Below are 16984 nucleotides of genomic sequence, written 5' to 3' on the forward strand. Positions count from 1 at the left end.
ACGTTCTTACTCCCTGTCGACACCGTGCGAGCACGCAGGTCGCGGTGTTCGCATCGCTATGGCGGCCGAGCAGGCACGGGTTGCGCGGCATAGACGACGAGACCGTGTGGCCGCGTGGCCACACGGTCTCGACAAGCCGCGTGGATCAGCCGCGCAATACCGCGCCGACGGCGTCGGCTGCCGCCGCGACGGCCGCGTCGCGCGCCGCGCTTGCCTCGTCCTCCGTCAGCGTGCGATCGGTAGCACGGAAGCGCAACGCATAGGTGAGCGACTTGCGTCCCTCCCCCGCCTGGGCGCCTTCATACACGTCGAACAGCGCGATGTCCTCCAGCAGGTCGCCGCCGCCGGTGCGCAACGCCGACTCCACCGACGCCGCCGGGATCGTCTTCCCGACGCTCACCGAGACGTCCTGCAGCACCGCGGGGAACGGCGACACGGTCGGAACCGGTCGGGATTCCCGCAAGGGAAGCGCGTCCAGATCGAGCTCGAGGGCACAGGTGCGCGGCGGCAGACCGGACCGTTCCAATACGGCAGGGTGCAGTTCGCCCGCGTAGCCGACGACAGTTCCCTCGACCACCAACTCGGCACAGCGGCCGGGATGCCATGGCAGATAGGCCGCGGCGCGACGCTCGATGATCACCCCCGCCGCGTCGGCGACGGCGTCGGCAAGGGCGAATGCGTCAGCGGCTTCGGCGGCGCGGCCCGGTCCCCACGGTCCGCGGGGCTCGTGGCGCCCGGTCAGCACGGCGGCGACGTGCACCGGCTGGGCGGGCAGCGAGTCGAGCAGCTCGGCGATCTGGTCGTCGGTAGGACGCCGATCCACCGGCAGCGCTTCGATCGGCCTGGTGTTCGGTCCGGGCAGCACGACCTGCGCGATGCCGTAGATGGCGCCGTCGCGCGCGCCACGCGAGATGTTCCGGGCGGCCACCTCGAGCAGGCCGGGCAGCACAGTCGTGGCCAGCTCGGCGCGCTCGACATCGAGCGGGTTCAGCACGCGTGTGGTGGCGCGCCGAGGGTCGTCCGCGTCCAGGCCCCAGGTGTCGAACACCCCGGCGGGCAAGAACACCGGTGGTGGTACCTCTACACAGCCCGCGAAAGCCAGCGCACGACTCACCGCGCGACGGCGGCGCTGCGCGGGAGTCAGACCGCGGCCGGCCGGCGCGGCCGGCAACACGGACGGGATCTGCTCGAGACCCTCCAGCCGCAGCACTTCCTCGACCAGGTCGGCGGGCTGGGTCAGATCGGGGCGCCAGCTCGGCGGCGTGACCACCAGCTGGCCGTGTCCGGACTCGCTGACACCGACCTCGACAGCGCAGCCGATCTGGGCCAGGCGGCGCGCCGAGGTCCCGGTCGGGTAGATGACGCCCGCGACGCGGTCGGCCAGGTCGATATCGATGCGAATCGGCTCGATCGCCGGCGTCGGGACACGAAGCTCGGTCAGCGTGGATTCGACGGTGCCACCGGCGATTTCGGCGAGTAACGTGGCGGCCCGATCCAGCGCGATGACATTGATCTCGGGATCGACGACCCGCTCATAGCGCTTGCCCGCCTCGGACACCAGCTTGTGCCTGCGCGCGGTGCGATAGACCAGCAGCGGGTTCCAGACCGCCGCCTCCAGCAGGATGTCGGTACTCCCGGCGCCGACTTCGGTGCTCGCGCCGCCCATCACACCGGCCAGCGAGACCACGCCGGAGTCGTCGGCGATCACCACATCCTCGACATCGAGCACCCGCTCGACATCGTCCAGCGTGCGCAATGTCTCGCCCTGGTTCGCGGTGCGGACCACCAGCCCGCCGGACACCTTCGCCGCGTCGAACGCATGCAGCGGCTGGCCGAGTTCGAGCATCACATAGTTGGTGACATCGACCGCGGGCGAGATCGGCCGCACGCCGGACAGCAGCAGCCTGCGTTGCAACCACCAGGGGCTCACCGCCGTCGGGTCGATACCGATGACCCGGCGCGCCGCGAAACGGGTGCACTGGGAACTCGGCTCGACTCGAATGGACCAGGCATCGCGATCGTCGTCCGCAAGTGTCCGCACGGCCGGGTCGGCATAGTCGAGATCGAAACCACACGCCAGTTCGCGGGCCAGACCGCGCACCGAGAAACAGTAGCCGCGATCGGGCGTGATGTTCAGTTCGATGACGGTGTCGTCCAGGCCGAGCAGTTCGTTGGCGTCGGTACCCGGCTCGGCGGTGCCCGGCTCCAGGATCAGGATTCCGGAATGGTCCTTGCCGATCCCGAGTTCGGCCACCGAGCAGATCATGCCGTGCGAGACATGACCGTAGGTCTTGCGCGAGGTGATCGTGAACCCGCCGGGCAGCACGCCTCCGGGCAGGACTACGACCACCAGGTCGCCGACCACGAAATTCCTTGCACCACAGATGATCTCCTGCGGCTCGGGATTACCGATGTCGACCTTGCAGAAGCGGATCGGCTTCTTGAACTCGGTCAGTTCGGTGATCTCCAGAACCCGGCCCACCACCAACGGCCGCTCGATGTCCGATCCCGCCGCGGTCGCGTTCGGGTCACCGGTGACCCGCTGGAGTTGGTCGACCTCTTCGACCTCCAGTCCGACCCGGACGAATCCCGCGTCGAGCTCCTCCGGCGTCACCGACCACTGCGGGGTGGTGCGCTGGATGATGTCGGTGAGCCAGGACTGCGCTACTCGCACTTGACGTTCGCTCTCTCGATCGAAGGGTGGGGTCAGGACCGGATACCGAAGGGCAGCGTGAACCGCACGTCCCCTTCGACGATGTCGCGCATGTCCGGGATGCCGTTGCGGAACTGCAAGGTCCGCTCCATGCCCATGCCGAACGCGAACCCGCTGTACTCCGCGGGATCGATCCCACTGGCGATCAGCACCTTCGGGTTCACCATGCCGCAGCCGCCCCATTCGACCCAGCCCGCGCCGCCCTTCTTGTCCGGGAACCACACGTCGACCTCGGCGGAGGGCTCGGTGAACGGAAAGTAATTGGGGCGCATGCGAGTACGGGTTTCGGGACCGAACAGTGCCCGCGCGAACGCGTCCAGGGTGCCGCGCAGGTGCCCCATGGTCAGGCCCTTGTCCACCGCCAACCCCTCGACCTGGGAGAACACCGGGGTGTGCGTGGCGTCCAACTCGTCGGTGCGGAAGGTCCTACCGGGGCATACCACGTAGATCGGCAGGTCGCGGTCCAGCATCGAGCGCACCTGCACCGGGGAAGTGTGCGTACGCAGCACCTGGCGCGAACCCTCCGGCGCAATGTGAAAGGTGTCCTGCATGGTGCGTGCCGGGTGGTCGGGCAGGAAGTTCAGCGCATCGAAGTTGAAGTGCTCGGTCTCCACTTCGGGACCCTCGGCGACCTCCCAGCCCATCGCGACGAATACGTCAGCGATCTGCTCGGAAATGATCGTGATCGGGTGCCGGGCGCCGACAGCACTGCGGCGTGCGGGCAGCGTCACGTCGATGGCCTCGGCGATCAGTACGGCGGCATCACGCGCGGCCAACAGCGCGGCACGGCGGATCTCGAATGCCTCCGATACCCGGGCTCGGGCGATATTCACCCGCTTGCCCGCCTCGGCCTTGGCCGATTTCGGCAGGCTGCCCAGCGCGCGCTGCGCCAGAGCCAGCGGCGCTTTGCCGCCGAGATGCTCAGTTTTCGCGACCGCGAGCGCATCCAGATCGGCGGCGGCGGCGAACGCTTTCTCGGCGGCCGCCGCGGCTGCGGCCAGTGCCTCCTCGGTCAGCGCCGCGTTCTGCTCGCCTGCGTCGATGTCGTCGGCCACGATTCTCCGTCTCTGCCCTGGGGATCGGTTCGCGGGTACGGCTGATCGCCCGCCCGCATTGCTGCTGGTCGAATCGTATTCGATGCCGTGTGCGCGATTCACGCGGATTACCCACCACCACGGACCAAGCGGTCTGCTAGGACGTCGTGATCCCAGGCCGCACCCCCGAAGCGAGCTGGTGGCGTGCCGCGCGGGGTCCGGTCGGCGATTCCCACGCAACGGCGTGTCGTCACAAGTTCGCCCTGGCCGAGCGAGAGGTTCTCCGATCGCGCGGCAACCGCGACTCGTGCCCGCTGCCGATCAGCACCCGCCCGACATTGCCGCGATGCGCGCGGTGCCCTCCCGTCGAAGCAACGGGAGGGCCCGTCCGACGATGTCAGTCGGACGACGTCACTCGGCGCGGCAGCAGCAACGACACCACCGCACCCACCGCCACGATCGCCGCACCGACCGCTATCGCGGGCACCAGCCCGTCGACATAGTTCTGAGGGCTCAGGTACGAGCCATGGGAGGCGAAGACCGACGCCAGTACCGCGACACCCATCGCCACACCGACCTCACGGACCGTGTTGTTGGTGCCCGAGGCCATGGCCTGATCCGCCGCGGTGGCGCTCGCCATGACGATGGTCGACGCCGGCGCGAAGGTCAGCCCCATACCCACACCGGCGAGCAGGAACGGTGCGACGAATAAGCCATAGTCGGCGTCCACCGACGTGATCGCCGCGATCCAGGCCAGTGCCGCGGCGAGCAGCACCTGACCGGTGGCGATCAGGGTGCGGGCGCCCACTCGGTCGACCAACAGGCCTGCGATCGGCGCTACCACCATCGGCACCATGGTCCACGGCATCGTGCGCAGGCCCGATTCCAGCGGGCGGTAGCCCTGCACCACCTGAAAGTACTGCGCGAGCAAAAAGATCGAACCGAATACCCCGACCGAGAACGCGAATCCGACGATGTTGCTCACACTGAACGCCCGGGAACGGAACAGCCGCAGCGGCAGCATCGGCTCCGGCGTGCGCAGTTCCCAGCCGATCAGGCAGGCCAGCAGCGCGACACCGCCGATCAGCGCGGACAGCACGCCCGCCGAGGTCCAGCCGTCGTCGGAGCCGTGGATCACGCCCCACACCACCGCGAGCACGCCGCCCGCCGAGAGCAGCAGCCCGACCGGATCGAGGCGGCGGTTGTGGCCGTGCGACTCGGCGAGCACGCGCGCCGCGAAGGGCAGCGCCGCGAGACCCACGGGCACATTCAGCCAGAAGATCCACTGCCAGCTCAGTCCGTCCACCACCGCCCCGCCGATGAGTGGACCGAGCGCGACGCCGAGACCGGCGATACCACCCCAGATGCCGATGGCGGCGTTGCGCATCCGCTCCGGAACAGCCGCGGAGAGCAACGTCAGCGACAGCGGCATCACCGCCGCCGCGCCGAAGCCCTGAATCGCCCGTGCGGCGATCAGCATGACCGGCCCGGTAGCCAGCGCACAAGCCGCGGACGCCAGCGTGAACAGCGCGATGCCCGCGAGGAAGACCCTCCGCCTGCCGAGGCGGTCCCCGATGGCGGACGCGGTGAGCAGCAGCGAGGCGAACGACAGCGTGTAGCCGTTCACGAACCACTGCAGATCGGTCAGCGAGGCGCCCAACTCGGTGCGGATCACCGGCAGTGCGTTGGTGACGACCAGGTTGTCGAGCGTGACCATGAACATCGGGATACCGACGGCGACCAGCACGGCGGCCAGCGCACGCCCGCCGAGGGCGGCCGCGGGCGGTTCGACTGGTACCGCGAGGGTTTCGAGAGACTCGATCATGACGATCCTTGTTGTAATTGACTGATAACTAAGGGTCGTCCGGAAGATTATGCATTGACTGATAACCTGTCAAGGTCGGCACCGAGCAGCGGAGACGGAGTACCACGATGGCGCGTTCGACCAGGACCAGGATGACCGCCACCGAACGCGGCGAGGAGGTGCTGTGCGCGGCCGTCGACGCGTTCGCCGAATCCGGCTACGCAGCCACCAAGACCGACGAAATCGCCCGGCGCGCGGGTGTTTCGCAGCCGTACGTCATCCGACTCTTCGGCACCAAGCGCCAACTGTTCCTCGCCGCACTACACCGCGCCTGCGACCGGATCGAGGAGATCTTCAGATCGTCGCGCGGCCAAGCACCCCCTGCGGTGAGCCCTGAGGAGGCCCTGCTTGCACTGGGTAAGGGCTACAAGACGTTCCTCGCCGAGCGAGAGCTGCTCCAACTGCTGCTACACGGATTCGCCGCCAGTACGGACCCGGAGATCGGCGACGACGTGCGCGCGCGCTTCGGCCGGATCTACGCCCTGGTGCGGGAATTGACCGGCGCCCCGGAATCCGAGGCGCGTCGGTTCCTGGCCACCGGGATGCTGCTCACGGTGATGAGCGCGATGCGGGTCGCAGGGCCGGACGCCGTACCCACGCCGTGGGCGCAGCACATACTGGAGGATCTGGCAAAGAACGGGGATTGACCTGTCCCGCAGTCTTTTCACGCCGAATCCCGCGGCGCGGTCGCCGCGCACCCACTCCACTCGGCCTCAGTAGCCTAATGTCGGTGACCTCGCGGGCAGGCAACTGGTGCGATACGAGCACGTTCAGAAATCCGCGCGATAGCGCACCCGTGAGTTCGCGTAGAGGCAGATCGCCGCGGCGGTCGCCAAATTCAGGCTTTCCGCGCGGCCGCGAATCGGGATGCGCAGGCGATGATCGGCGCGTCCCGCCACCGCAGGATCCAAGCCGTGTGCCTCGTTGCCGAACAGCCACGCGACCGGCTGGGTGAAAAGTTCGTCGGCGTCGTCCAAGTCGACCTCGCCGTTCGCGGCCGTCGCGAGAATGGTGATGCCCGCCGCCGCGATCGCATCCAGTGCTGACGCGGCGTCTCGGTGCCGCGCGATCGGCACATGGAAAATGCTGCCCGCGCTGGCGCGCACACACTTCCCGTTGTGCGGATCGACAGTGTCTCCCGCCAGCACCACACCGTCCGCACCGACCGAGTCGGCGACTCGGACGAGCGTTCCGGCATTGCCCGGCTCGGCCATCTCGACAGGCACGGCCAGCATTCGCGGGCCGGTGTCGAGTATGCGCACCAAGGGCACATCGAGCAGGTCACACACCGCGACCAACCCCGGCGCCGTGACAGTTTCGCTCAGATGCTCCGCAGCGCGGTCACCGACCAGTGTGGTGCGGACCCCCGCGGCGTCCGCGCCCGCGATCAGCGCGTACTCGCGCTCCGCGGCGGTCGTCGAGTAGAACAGCTCGCGCACTCGTCCGGTGTCCAGTGCCGCGGCGACGGCATTGGCGCCCTCGGCAAGAAATCGACCCTCTTTCTTGCGGTGCGTGCTGCGGTGCAGCTTGACAGCGGAAACGACCCGCGGATTGCGCTCACTGAGCGCCTCCACGGGCCGTTTCGGCAGCTGTCCGGGTGTCAACGGATTACGGCTCATGACTACTACGCCTCGCCGACGCTCGGCTCAATCATCCCCGAGGGCACCGCGCCCGATGATTCGCTCGGTCATGCCGCCGGAGCGTTGACGTCCTGCGGCAGAGCGGCCTTGGCGACCGCGACGAGACCGGCGAACGCTTCGGCATCCGACACCGCGAGTTCGGCCAGGATCTTGCGGTCCACCTCCACACCGGCGGCCTTCAGGCCCTGGATGAAGCGGTTGTAGGTGATGTCGTTGATCCGCGCCGCGGCGTTGATGCGGGCAATCCACAGCTTGCGGAAGTCACCCTTGCGCGCCCGGCGATCCCGGTACGCGTAGGCGAGCGAGTGCAGCTGCTGTTCCTTGGCCTTGCGGTACAGCCGCGAGCGCTGGCCGCGGTAGCCCTTGGAGGCCTCGAGGATGGAACGGCGCTTCTTCTGAGCGTTGACGGCCCTTTTGACGCGTGCCACTGGTCAGTCCTGTTCGATCTGGGGCGCGGGCAGCGCCCGGAAATTGGTCGGGGTTGGCGCCGGAGCGTCTCCGGTCGCGATGTGCTGGTAGCTAATCTGCGCAGCAGCGAAATCAGATAGCGAGCAGCTTCTTCACGCGACGGACGTCGGCAGCCGCGACGACCTCCGTGCCGTCCAGACGACGGGTCCGACGGGTCGGCTTGTGCTCCAACAGGTGGCGACGGTTGGCCTGCTGGCGAATCAGCTTGCCTTTACCGGACAACTTGAATCGCTTCGAGGCGCCGCTGTGGCGCTTCATCTTCGGCATGATTCCTCTATCTGTCGTGCCGGCGGCCCGCCAGGGCCGCCGGTGTTCTGATCGCTATTACTGCGGAGGCGCCGCTTCGGCCTGCTCCGCGGCCGGCGCGCCGGCTGGTGCGGCGCTGGGCGCCGGGCGCGGGGCCGACTCCTGCTGCGCCTTCACCCGCGTCTTCGCACCCTTGTGCGGGGCGAGGACCATGGTCATATTGCGACCGTCCTGCTTGGCCGAGGTTTCCACGAAACCCAGGTCGGCGACATCGGAGGCCAGCCGCTGCAGCAACCGGAACCCGAGTTCGGGCCTGGACTGTTCGCGACCCCGGAACATGATCGTCACCTTGACCTTCGACCCGGCCTCGAGGAAGCGGACAACATTGCGCTTCTTGGTCTCGTAGTCGTGGTCGTCGATCTTCGGGCGGAGCTTCTGCTCCTTGATCACGGTCTGCTGCTGGTTCTTCCGGGACTCGCGCGCCTTCTGCGCCGTCTCGTACTTGAACTTGCCGTAGTCCATGATCTTGCAGACCGGCGGACGAGCATCCGGGGCCACCTCGACCAGATCGAGGTCGGCTTCGAGGGCGACGCGTAGTGCATCTTCAACACGCACGATCCCAACCTGCTCGCCGCCAGGTCCGATGAGCCGGACTTCGGGAACACGGATGCGATCGTTGATGCGGGTCTCAGTGCTGATGGGGCCTCCTAGGTCAAGCGGTGTGGTCGGACGACCGCACGCAATAACTGCAACCCCTATTCAACACAAAGGCCCCGACGCGGTATTCCGCACGAGGCCCGAGGTCGACCGATCGCCGATCACGAAAACTCTCGGATCGACTCCTGCGCGACGGTTCTCCCGCGAGAACCATGGCACAAGAAACCCGCCCTCGAAAGGACGGGTGACCGGACCGTTTGACCTGACGATCGCTCGTCGGCAACGGTGGGAGTCGGGCTCCACTTATCAGACCCCGAGCAAGCCCGGGGTGGTCGTCAACAGGGAGTCTAACATTCCGTTCGACTATCACCGAATCGGCCGGAAATCATCCGGAAAACCCCTTGCCGGACCGCCCTGCGCGTGTCACCCTCCCCCGGTGCTCACATCACGCCGCGAGCTGCTGCGATGGCAGTTCGACCTGACCTGGTCGCTCGCCGGGATCCATCTCGACGCACTCACACACGAGGACTTTCTCTGGGAACCCGTCGAGCTCATCTGGACGGTACGCCCGGATGCCGGCGGGGTGTGGTGGCCGGATTGGGCCGATACCGAACCCGACCCCATACCTGTCCCGACGATCGGCTGGCTCACCTGGCACATCGGGTGGTGGTGGAGCGCTGCGATCGACTACGCCGAGGGACGGACCCCCTCCGCGCGGGATGAGGCGCCCTGGCCGGGCTCGGGCGCCGCGGCCATAGCCCGCCTCCGCAATCTGCGCGAGCAGTGGTGTCGCATGCTCGACGGACTCACCGAAGTCGCACTGGACCGAACAGCCACCTATCCCTGGCCAGCCGATGCCGACTTGACCGTGGCCCATCTTGCCGGGTGGGTCAACGCGGAGTTGATGAAGAACATCACAGAGATCGGCCACCTCCGGATGCTGCGCGCGGCGTCGCTAGCCTGAACGACATGACTGAAAAGCCCGACACCTCCGTGCGCGAACTGGCCGACATCCCCGCGGTCGAGGTGATCAGCCGCGCCGCCGTCATGCTGATGAGTTCCGCGGCGGAGAAACTCGGGCTCGCCGACGAGGATCCGGATGCCAGCCCGCGGCGTGATCTGGACGAGGCTCGGCGTGTGATCACCGCACTGGCGGGACTGGTCACCGCGTCGGTGGAGTACCTCGGCCCACACGCTGGGCCGATCCGGGAGGGGTTGCAGTCCTTGCAGCGCGCCTTCCGCGAGACCTCCGCGCACCCCGACGAACCAGGAAAAGGTCCAGGCGAGAAGTACACCGGCCCGGTCTACTGACGCTCACCGCGCAGCCGAGACCCCCGGTAAAATCCCGCAGACTCCGGCTAAAAACTTTCCCCCTGGGCAATTTTGCCCACCTGGCAAGTTTTTCGGTACTCTCTTGGCATGCCCGAAGAACAAACGCTCGGCCTGCGCGAACGCAAGAAACTCGACACCCGTCGCGCACTCAGCGACGCGGTGCTGCAGTTGGCCTTCGAACGCGGACTCGAGCACGTCACCCGCGAGGACATCGCGGCGCGCGCTGGCGTATCGGTGCGGACGTTCACCAACTACTTCACCGGCAAGTACGACGCCCTGGCCTACCGCCAGACCGAGCGCATCCGGCGCAGCATCGCCTGCCTGAGTGAGCGACCGGCGGGCGAACCGCTGTGGGCAGCCGTCTCCGCGGCACTTCTGGAACCCCTGGAGGCCGAGGGCGCAGCGGACGTGGTGCCGAGCCCGGCCCAACTGGCCGAGATTCGCACACTGCTCACCGTTCCGGAATTGCGCTTCGCGACCGCCAAGGAAACAGCTGAGGACTGGGTCGAGGTGATCGCCGCGCGCACCGGAACCGATCCACACCACGACCTCTATCCGCACCTCGTGGCAGGCGTGATCAGCGCGGTAGGCGACGCGACCATGCTGGCCTACGCCCATGCCGATCCCGCGGTGCCGGTCACCACCGTGCTCCGCAGGGCCCTGTCCGAAATCGCTGCCGGCCTAGCCGATCCCCCGCGCTGACCGACCGCGCGACCACATCCATCGAGATACCAGAAGGGGCGTCTGCGTCATGCCCGAAAACCCTGTCGACGTCGTCATTTCCGGTGCCGGACCGAACGGGCTCCTGCTCGCCGCCGAACTCGCGCTCGCAGGCATCCGCCCGATCGTGCTGGACCAACTCACCGCGCCGAGCACGGAGCCGAAGGCCAACGGCCTTGTCGGCCAAGTGATCCGCCTACTGGATCTGCGCGGGCTCTACCACGAGTTCGGGGGCGCGGGCGGCGCGCCGACGCCGATTCCGGCCTACATGTTCAGTGGGATGCCGGTGTCGTTCGATCGAGTCGCGGACAACCCGATGTACGCGATGGTGATGCCACAACCGCGGCTGGTGCGACTACTGGAGAAGCACGTGCGCGGGCTCGGCGTAGCGATCCGATGGGGACATGAGGTGATCGGGCTGGATCGCGACGACGCGGGGGCCACCGTCACCGTGACCGGCCCGAATGGGACCTACACCCTGCGTACGCGGTACCTGGTCGGCGCCGACGGCGGGAAGAGCCTGATCCGCAAAAGTGTCGGCATCGGCTTTCCCGGGCACACCTCCAGCACGGTCAACCGGATGGGGCATGTGCGGCTACCCGACCAGTTCCGCACCCCCGACGGCGGTGTCGACATACCCGGGTTCGGCCGACTTCCATTCGGCCACAACCGCCTCGAACGTGGCGGGTTCGTCTTCGCCGAACTCGAACCGGGACGTCCACTCATCGCCACCATGGAGTTCGACGGCGACGCGCCGGACGAGACACTCATGACCTTCGACGAACTGCGGGTGAGCCTGCGTCGGGTGCTCGGCGTCGACCTGCCGATCGAGCCGCCACAGGGCCCGGGACCGCACGCACTGCGTCGCGTCCAGGGCCAGAACACTAGGCAGGCCGACCGCTACCGCGACGGAAACGTCATCCTGCTGGGCGATGCCGCGCACGTCCACTCCGCCATGGGCGGCCCCGGCCTCAACCTCGGACTTCAGGACACGATCAACCTGGGCTGGAAGCTCGCCGCGCAGGTGAACGGATGGGCCCCGGCGGACCTGCTCGACACCTATCAGACCGAGCGGTATCCAGTCGGTGAACGAGTGATGATGCAGTCGATGGCGCAGACCGCGCTCATGGCACCCGGTCCCGAGGTGACCGCGCTGCGCACCTTGTTCGGCGAACTTCTGCACCTGCCGGAGGCGGCGACGTATTTCGCGCATCTGCTCGCCGGATCCGATGTCCGGTACGACACGGACGGGACCCACCCGCTCGCCGGACGTCTGGTACCCGAACTCACCCTCACCGACGGGCGACGCGTCGCCGAACTCCTGCATCGCGCGCGCCCGGTCTTGCTCGATTTGACCGGCGGTCGCTGTGCCGACACCGCGCACGGCTGGCGTGATCGCGTCGACACCGTGGTCGGTACGTGCGCCGATGCCCCAGCGGACGCGCTGTTGATCAGGCCGGACGGCTACGTGGCGTGGGTCGCGGACGACGCCACGGACACGGACGGTCCAGGAAACGCACTCGCCCGCTGGTTCGGGACAGCCATGCTCGACTGAACAGCTGACACGTCCCGCACGAGGATGAGGACCAGGCCCTCGACATTCCAGGTCAGCCATTCCGCGGTCCCTATCGCCTGGATCGTCGCGGTGACGACAACCGCGCGGGCGCACGCTCGCGGACAGCCCGGCGCGGCGCGCGACGCCGGCGACGAACCTGCGACGGGTTCACCCATCCGGTGGACCCGTCGCAGGATGACGCGTCAGCCGACCGCCGCCGCCTTCTTCGCCACCCGCTTGGTGGCCTTGGCCGGCTTGGCTGCCGTGGACTTGGCTGCCGTGGACTTCTTCGCCGCGAGTTCGGGTACGGACGACTTGACCGCAAGCACGTCGCGCAGGAATTCGCCGGTGTAACTGTCCGCAGCGGTCGCGATATCTTCCGGTGTGCCCTCGGCCACCACGGTGCCGCCGCCGGAGCCGCCCTCGGGGCCCATGTCGATCACCCAATCGGAGGTCTTGATGACGTCCAGGTTGTGCTCGATGACGATCACCGTATTGCCCTTGTCGACCAGGCCGTTGATGACAGCGAGCAGCTTGCGGATGTCCTCGAAGTGGAGTCCGGTAGTCGGTTCGTCCAGGATGTACACCGTCCGGCCGGTGGAACGTTTCTGTAGCTCGGCGGCCAGTTTGACGCGCTGGGCCTCACCGCCGGAGAGGGTCGGCGCGCTCTGCCCGAGGCGCACATAGCCGAGGCCGACGTCCACCAACGTCTTGAGGTATCGGTGGATCGAGGTGACCGGCTCGAAGAAGCCGGCGGCCTCCTCGATCGACATGTCCAGCACCTCGGCGATGGTCTTGCCTTTGTAGTGCACCTCGAGGGTTTCCCGGTTATAGCGCGCGCCGTGACAGACCTCGCACGGAACGTAGACATCGGGCAGGAAGTTCATCTCGATCTTCAGCGTGCCGTCGCCGGAGCATGCCTCGCACCGACCGCCCTTGACGTTGAACGAGAACCGGCCCGGCTGATAGCCGCGCACCTTCGCCTCCGTGGTGGCCGCGAACAGCGTGCGGATCTTGTCGAATACGCCCGTGTAGGTGGCCGGATTCGAACGCGGGGTGCGGCCGATCGGCGACTGGTCCACCTGCACCAGCTTGTCCAAGTGGTCGAGGCCGTTGACCCTGGTGTGCCTGCCCGGCACCTGCCGCGCGCCGTTGAGGCGGTTCGCCAGCACCGTCGCCAGGATGTCGTTCACCAGCGTCGACTTGCCCGATCCCGAGACGCCGGTGACCGAAGTGACCACGCCGAGCGGGAAGCTGACGTCGATGCCCCTCAGGTTGTGCTCGTTCGCCCCGACCACCGTCAACTGCCGTTTCTTCGCGATCGGGCGGCGCACCAGCGGCACCTCGATCCGCTCGCGGCCCGAGAGATACGCGCCGGTCAGCGAATTCGGGTCGGTGAGCAGCTCCTGATAGGGCCCGCTGTGCACCACCGTGCCGCCGTGCTCGCCCGCGAGCGGGCCGATATCGACCACCCAGTCGGAGGCGCGGATGGTGTCCTCGTCGTGCTCGACCACGATCAGCGTGTTGCCGAGGTCGCGCAGCCGCGTGAGGGTCTCGATGAGCCGGCGGTTGTCGCGCTGATGCAGGCCGATGGAGGGCTCGTCGAGCACGTAGAGCACGCCAACCAGCCCGGAGCCGATCTGGGTGGCGAGCCGAATGCGCTGCGCCTCGCCGCCGGACAGCGTCGCGGCCGCACGGGACAGCGTCAGGTACTCCAGTCCGACGTCGAGCAGGAAGCCGAGCCGTGCCTGCACCTCCTTGAGCACCTGCCCCGCGATGGCGGCCTCGCGCTCCCCCAGGGTCAGCGAGTTCAAGAACGCCGAGCAATCGCCGATGGACAGATCGCTGACATCGGCGATGGACTTGTTGTCGCCGTTCGCGGCGATGGTGACCGCGAGAATCTCCGGCCGCAGGCGCGCGCCGTTGCACACCGGGCACGGAATATCCCGCATGTACCCGTCGTAGTGCTCCTTCATCTGCTCGGACTCGGTGTTGTCCATACGCCGCTGCAGAAACGGCATCACGCCCTCGAAATCGGCGTAGTACGAACGCTTTCGGCCATAGCGATTGGTGTAGGAGACGTGCACTTGGTCCGCGCTGCCTTCCAGCACCGCCTTGCGCGCTTTCAGTGGCAGGTCCTGCCACGGGGTGTCCATGGAGAAGCCGACGGACTCGGCGAGGCCGGACAGCAACCTGGTGAAGTATTCGGCGGTCTGGCCACGCGACCACGGGGCGATCGCGCCCTCGTTCAGACTCAGCGCCGGGTCGGGCACCACCAGATCCGGGTCGACCTCCTTGCGGATGCCCAGACCCGTGCAGTCCGGGCACGCGCCGTAGGGCGAGTTGAACGAGAACGAGCGCGGCTCCAAATCCTCGATGTCGAGCGGATGGCCGTTCGGGCAGGCCAGACGTTCGGAGAAGCGGCGCTCCCGGTCGTGCGCGTGCTCGTCACGGTCCACGAAGTCCAGCACCACGATGCCGTCGGCGAGCCGCAGCGCGGTTTCGATCGAATCGGTCAGGCGCTGCTTGGAATTCGGCTTCACCGCCAGACGGTCGACCACCACCTCGACGTCGTGCTTCTCCTGCTTCTTCAGCTTCGGCGGATCGGTGAGCGGGTACACCACGCCGTCGACCCGAACCCGGGAGTAACCCTGCGTGTTCAATTGATCGAACAGGTCGACGAACTCGCCTTTGCGGGTGCGCACCACGGGTGCGAGCACTTGGAAGCGGATCCCCTCCTCCATGACGAGCACCTGGTCGACGATCTGCTGTGGGGTCTGCTTGGCGATCAGTTCGCCGCACACCGGGCAGTGCGGCGTGCCCGCCCGCGCGTAGAGCAGACGTAGGTAGTCGTACACCTCCGTGATGGTGCCGACGGTCGAGCGCGGGTTGCGGTTGGTGGACTTCTGGTCGATCGAGACCGCGGGCGAGAGACCCTCGATGAAATCGACATCGGGCTTGTCCATCTGCCCGAGGAACTGCCGCGCGTACGCCGACAGCGATTCCACGTAGCGCCGCTGCCCCTCCGCGAAAATCGTGTCGAAGGCCAGGCTCGACTTGCCGGAACCGGACAAGCCGGTGAACACGATGAGGCTGTCGCGGGGCAGATCCAGATCAACCCCCTTCAGATTGTGCTCCCGAGCTCCGCGCACAGTGAGGCGTTCCGCCACAAGCCGTCCCTTCTCATTCGTGTTCGGCGTCCAGACATACCCCCGTCAGCCATGCTATGCGTGGGCACCGACAGGTTTCGCGGGCCGTGTGCTCCCTCGATGATCGGCGGAACCTCGGTGGTCGCACACCGCGGATCGAGCCGGACGAAGCCGGACCCCTCCGTAGGATCGCGCGCACGGCCCACCGGGTCAACGGCTCGGTGCCACCCGCCATTCCGAGGCAGGTAGGCCCCGGTCGCCCGCGGCCCACCGGTACCACGGCCGAAAGACCGCGCGCGGATCAGACGGCACCGAGCAGCACGACGGAATTATTGCCGCCCATACCCAGGGAGAGCTTCGCGGTGATGCCGCCCTCGAATGGCGCGGCACCGTCCAGTAATCGTGGATGTGCCGACGCCACGATCGGGGCCGCGGGCACGATGCCGCGGTCATAACCCAATGCCGCCGCGGCCACCTCTACTGCGGCCGACGCGCCCTGACAGTGACCTACCAGCGGTTTCAGCGCATAAATATGCGGACGGTCGTCGAACAGATGCCCGAGCAGATGGTGTTCGGCCACGTCGCATTGCCTGGTCCCGCTGCCGTGGGCGTTGAAGTAGGTCACGTCCGTCGCCCGAACCCCCGCGTCGGCGAGGGCGCGGCGGGCGCAGTCGAGAATCTGCTCATGGCTCGGGTCGACGGAGATGACGTGATGGGCGTCATTGGTCATGGCGCCACCGAGTACAGCGGCATAAGGCCGGTCCGCCGAACGGGTCAGCACGAAGGCCACCGAGGCCTCACCGATACCGAATCCACGGCTGCCGGCTTGGAAGGGCCGGCACGCCTGCAGGGGTTCGGCGTCGGCGACCGAGGCGCCCAGCTGAACGAAATGCTCCACCATGTCCGGGGTCGCGGAGAGATCGGTGGCGACGCAGAGCACGTCGTCGGCCATGCCCGCGTTCAGCCAGAGTTTCGCGGTGATCAGCGCGACATTGGCTGAACTGCACGCCGCGGACACATTCATCGTCGGACCATGAAAGCCGAATTCCTGGAGTAGCACCGACATCGGGGTGGACGGCAGCAGCGGCAAATAATCGCGGGAGCGCCGATGACCGTTATCGATGAGATAGAAATCACGCCAGTTCGCCACGTCGCCGAGCACGATCGCGTGCAACAACCCCACGGTGCGGCCCGGCCGCCAGCCGCGGTCGCGCGCGTCCGTGATCGCCTCCCGTGCCGCCTCGTGCACGGCACGCCCGTACCGGCTGGCACTCACCTGGGTGTCGCCACCGTCGGGTATCAGCGACACCCAGGCATCCTGGTCCCGTCCCGGCCCGTAGCCGCTCTGCGTGGACGCCGCCGACGCACCGCTCAGCAGTCCCTGCCAGAGAGTTTCGCGGCCCCAGCCGTACCCGGTCACCGCACCGATCCCGGCTATGGTCATATGGTCTCGACGCTGCGGTATGTCCGTGGAGAACCGCGGGGCCTTGTTCGGGTCAGCGCCCGGCATAGTATCGCTCCTTCGCCGGTTCTCCGGGCCGACCAGTGGTCGGCCCGACTTCGTCGGAGAAACCGGGCTCTGTAATGATCACCAGATCAAACCGGA

Annotated in this window: 14 protein-coding genes; 5 read left to right on the plus strand and 9 right to left on the minus strand. The window is 67.4% G+C overall.

The features are described 5' to 3' along the window. Nucleotides 1–145 precede the first annotated feature (145 nt). The 3 genes from pheT to AB0C34_RS27660 form a co-directional block, all read right to left on the minus strand. Complete coding sequence (gene pheT / locus AB0C34_RS27650) at nucleotides 146–2674, minus strand: phenylalanine--tRNA ligase subunit beta (RefSeq protein ID WP_357079026.1); 2529 nt, start codon at nucleotides 2672–2674, stop codon at nucleotides 146–148. Between the two features lie 32 nt (nucleotides 2675–2706). Beyond that, nucleotides 2707–3768 (minus strand): phenylalanine--tRNA ligase subunit alpha, encoded by a 1062-nt coding sequence (gene pheS / locus AB0C34_RS27655; RefSeq protein WP_357079029.1) that lies wholly within the window; start codon nucleotides 3766–3768, stop codon nucleotides 2707–2709. Between the two features lie 376 nt (nucleotides 3769–4144). Beyond that, the gene (locus tag AB0C34_RS27660) at nucleotides 4145–5572 is read right to left on the minus strand and encodes an MFS transporter (RefSeq protein WP_357079032.1); all 1428 of its coding nucleotides are present in this window, start codon (nucleotides 5570–5572) and stop codon (nucleotides 4145–4147) included. 107 nt (nucleotides 5573–5679) lie between these two features. Between AB0C34_RS27660 and AB0C34_RS27665 the strand changes: the two genes are divergently transcribed. Further along, nucleotides 5680–6258 (plus strand): TetR/AcrR family transcriptional regulator, encoded by a 579-nt coding sequence (locus AB0C34_RS27665; protein ID WP_357079035.1) that lies wholly within the window; start codon nucleotides 5680–5682, stop codon nucleotides 6256–6258. A 123-nt stretch (nucleotides 6259–6381) separates the two neighbouring features. On the opposite strand, the gene AB0C34_RS27670 is transcribed toward AB0C34_RS27665, so the two are convergent. The 4 genes from AB0C34_RS27670 to infC form a co-directional block, all read right to left on the minus strand. Next, nucleotides 6382–7185 (minus strand): RNA methyltransferase, encoded by an 804-nt coding sequence (locus AB0C34_RS27670; protein WP_357079094.1) that lies wholly within the window; start codon nucleotides 7183–7185, stop codon nucleotides 6382–6384. A gap of 113 nt (nucleotides 7186–7298) precedes the next feature. Next, the gene (rplT, locus tag AB0C34_RS27675; RefSeq protein ID WP_040777418.1) at nucleotides 7299–7679 is read right to left on the minus strand and encodes a 50S ribosomal protein L20; all 381 of its coding nucleotides are present in this window, start codon (nucleotides 7677–7679) and stop codon (nucleotides 7299–7301) included. A gap of 112 nt (nucleotides 7680–7791) precedes the next feature. Further along, on the minus strand, nucleotides 7792–7986 hold the full coding sequence (gene rpmI / locus AB0C34_RS27680) for a 50S ribosomal protein L35 (RefSeq protein ID WP_357079038.1): 195 nt from the start codon (nucleotides 7984–7986) through the stop codon (nucleotides 7792–7794). A gap of 57 nt (nucleotides 7987–8043) precedes the next feature. Then, complete coding sequence (infC, locus tag AB0C34_RS27685) at nucleotides 8044–8709, minus strand: translation initiation factor IF-3 (protein ID WP_357079097.1); 666 nt, start codon at nucleotides 8707–8709, stop codon at nucleotides 8044–8046. A gap of 349 nt (nucleotides 8710–9058) precedes the next feature. On the opposite strand from infC, the gene AB0C34_RS27690 reads away from it, so the two are divergent. From AB0C34_RS27690 to AB0C34_RS27705, 4 genes are all read left to right on the plus strand, one after another. Further along, nucleotides 9059–9586 (plus strand): DinB family protein, encoded by a 528-nt coding sequence (locus tag AB0C34_RS27690; RefSeq protein WP_357079040.1) that lies wholly within the window; start codon nucleotides 9059–9061, stop codon nucleotides 9584–9586. Nucleotides 9587–9591: 5 nt separating this feature from the next. Continuing rightward, on the plus strand, nucleotides 9592–9933 hold the full coding sequence (locus tag AB0C34_RS27695; protein ID WP_357079043.1) for a DUF1844 domain-containing protein: 342 nt from the start codon (nucleotides 9592–9594) through the stop codon (nucleotides 9931–9933). A 108-nt stretch (nucleotides 9934–10041) separates the two neighbouring features. Next, nucleotides 10042–10656, plus strand: coding sequence for a TetR family transcriptional regulator (locus AB0C34_RS27700; RefSeq protein ID WP_357079046.1), 615 nt, complete (start codon nucleotides 10042–10044; stop codon nucleotides 10654–10656). 49 nt (nucleotides 10657–10705) lie between these two features. Beyond that, nucleotides 10706–12229, plus strand: a complete 1524-nt coding sequence (locus tag AB0C34_RS27705) for an FAD-dependent monooxygenase (RefSeq protein WP_357079049.1) — start codon at nucleotides 10706–10708, stop codon at nucleotides 12227–12229. Between the two features lie 203 nt (nucleotides 12230–12432). On the opposite strand, the gene uvrA is transcribed toward AB0C34_RS27705, so the two are convergent. Together uvrA and AB0C34_RS27715 are read right to left on the minus strand one after the other, a co-directional pair. Next, a complete protein-coding gene (uvrA, locus tag AB0C34_RS27710; RefSeq protein WP_357079052.1) occupies nucleotides 12433–15399 on the minus strand; it encodes an excinuclease ABC subunit UvrA in 2967 nt (988 codons plus the stop codon). A 280-nt stretch (nucleotides 15400–15679) separates the two neighbouring features. Further along, nucleotides 15680–16822: a beta-ketoacyl synthase N-terminal-like domain-containing protein gene (locus AB0C34_RS27715; RefSeq protein ID WP_357079100.1), complete on the minus strand. Its 1143-nt coding sequence runs from the start codon at nucleotides 16820–16822 to the stop codon at nucleotides 15680–15682. Nucleotides 16823–16984 lie beyond the last annotated feature (162 nt).

This window comes from Nocardia sp. NPDC049220, assembly GCF_040647855.1.
GTDB lineage: Bacteria > Actinomycetota > Actinomycetes > Mycobacteriales > Mycobacteriaceae > Nocardia.

Bases quoted from the DNA above. Each gene is read 5' to 3' on its own strand.
- rpmI (WP_357079038.1), bottom strand. From the start codon at position 7,986: ATGCCGAAGATGAAGCGCCACAGCGGCGCCTCGAAGCGATTCAAGTTG.
- AB0C34_RS27700 (WP_357079046.1), top strand. From the start codon at position 10,042: ATGCCCGAAGAACAAACGCTCGGCCTGCGCGAACGCAAGAAACTCGAC.
- AB0C34_RS27665 (WP_357079035.1), top strand. From the start codon at position 5,680: ATGGCGCGTTCGACCAGGACCAGGATGACCGCCACCGAACGCGGCGAG.
- AB0C34_RS27705 (WP_357079049.1), top strand. From the start codon at position 10,706: ATGCCCGAAAACCCTGTCGACGTCGTCATTTCCGGTGCCGGACCGAAC.
- AB0C34_RS27695 (WP_357079043.1), top strand. From the start codon at position 9,592: ATGACTGAAAAGCCCGACACCTCCGTGCGCGAACTGGCCGACATCCCC.
- AB0C34_RS27660 (WP_357079032.1), bottom strand. From the start codon at position 5,572: ATGATCGAGTCTCTCGAAACCCTCGCGGTACCAGTCGAACCGCCCGCG.
- AB0C34_RS27715 (WP_357079100.1), bottom strand. From the start codon at position 16,822: ATGACCATAGCCGGGATCGGTGCGGTGACCGGGTACGGCTGGGGCCGC.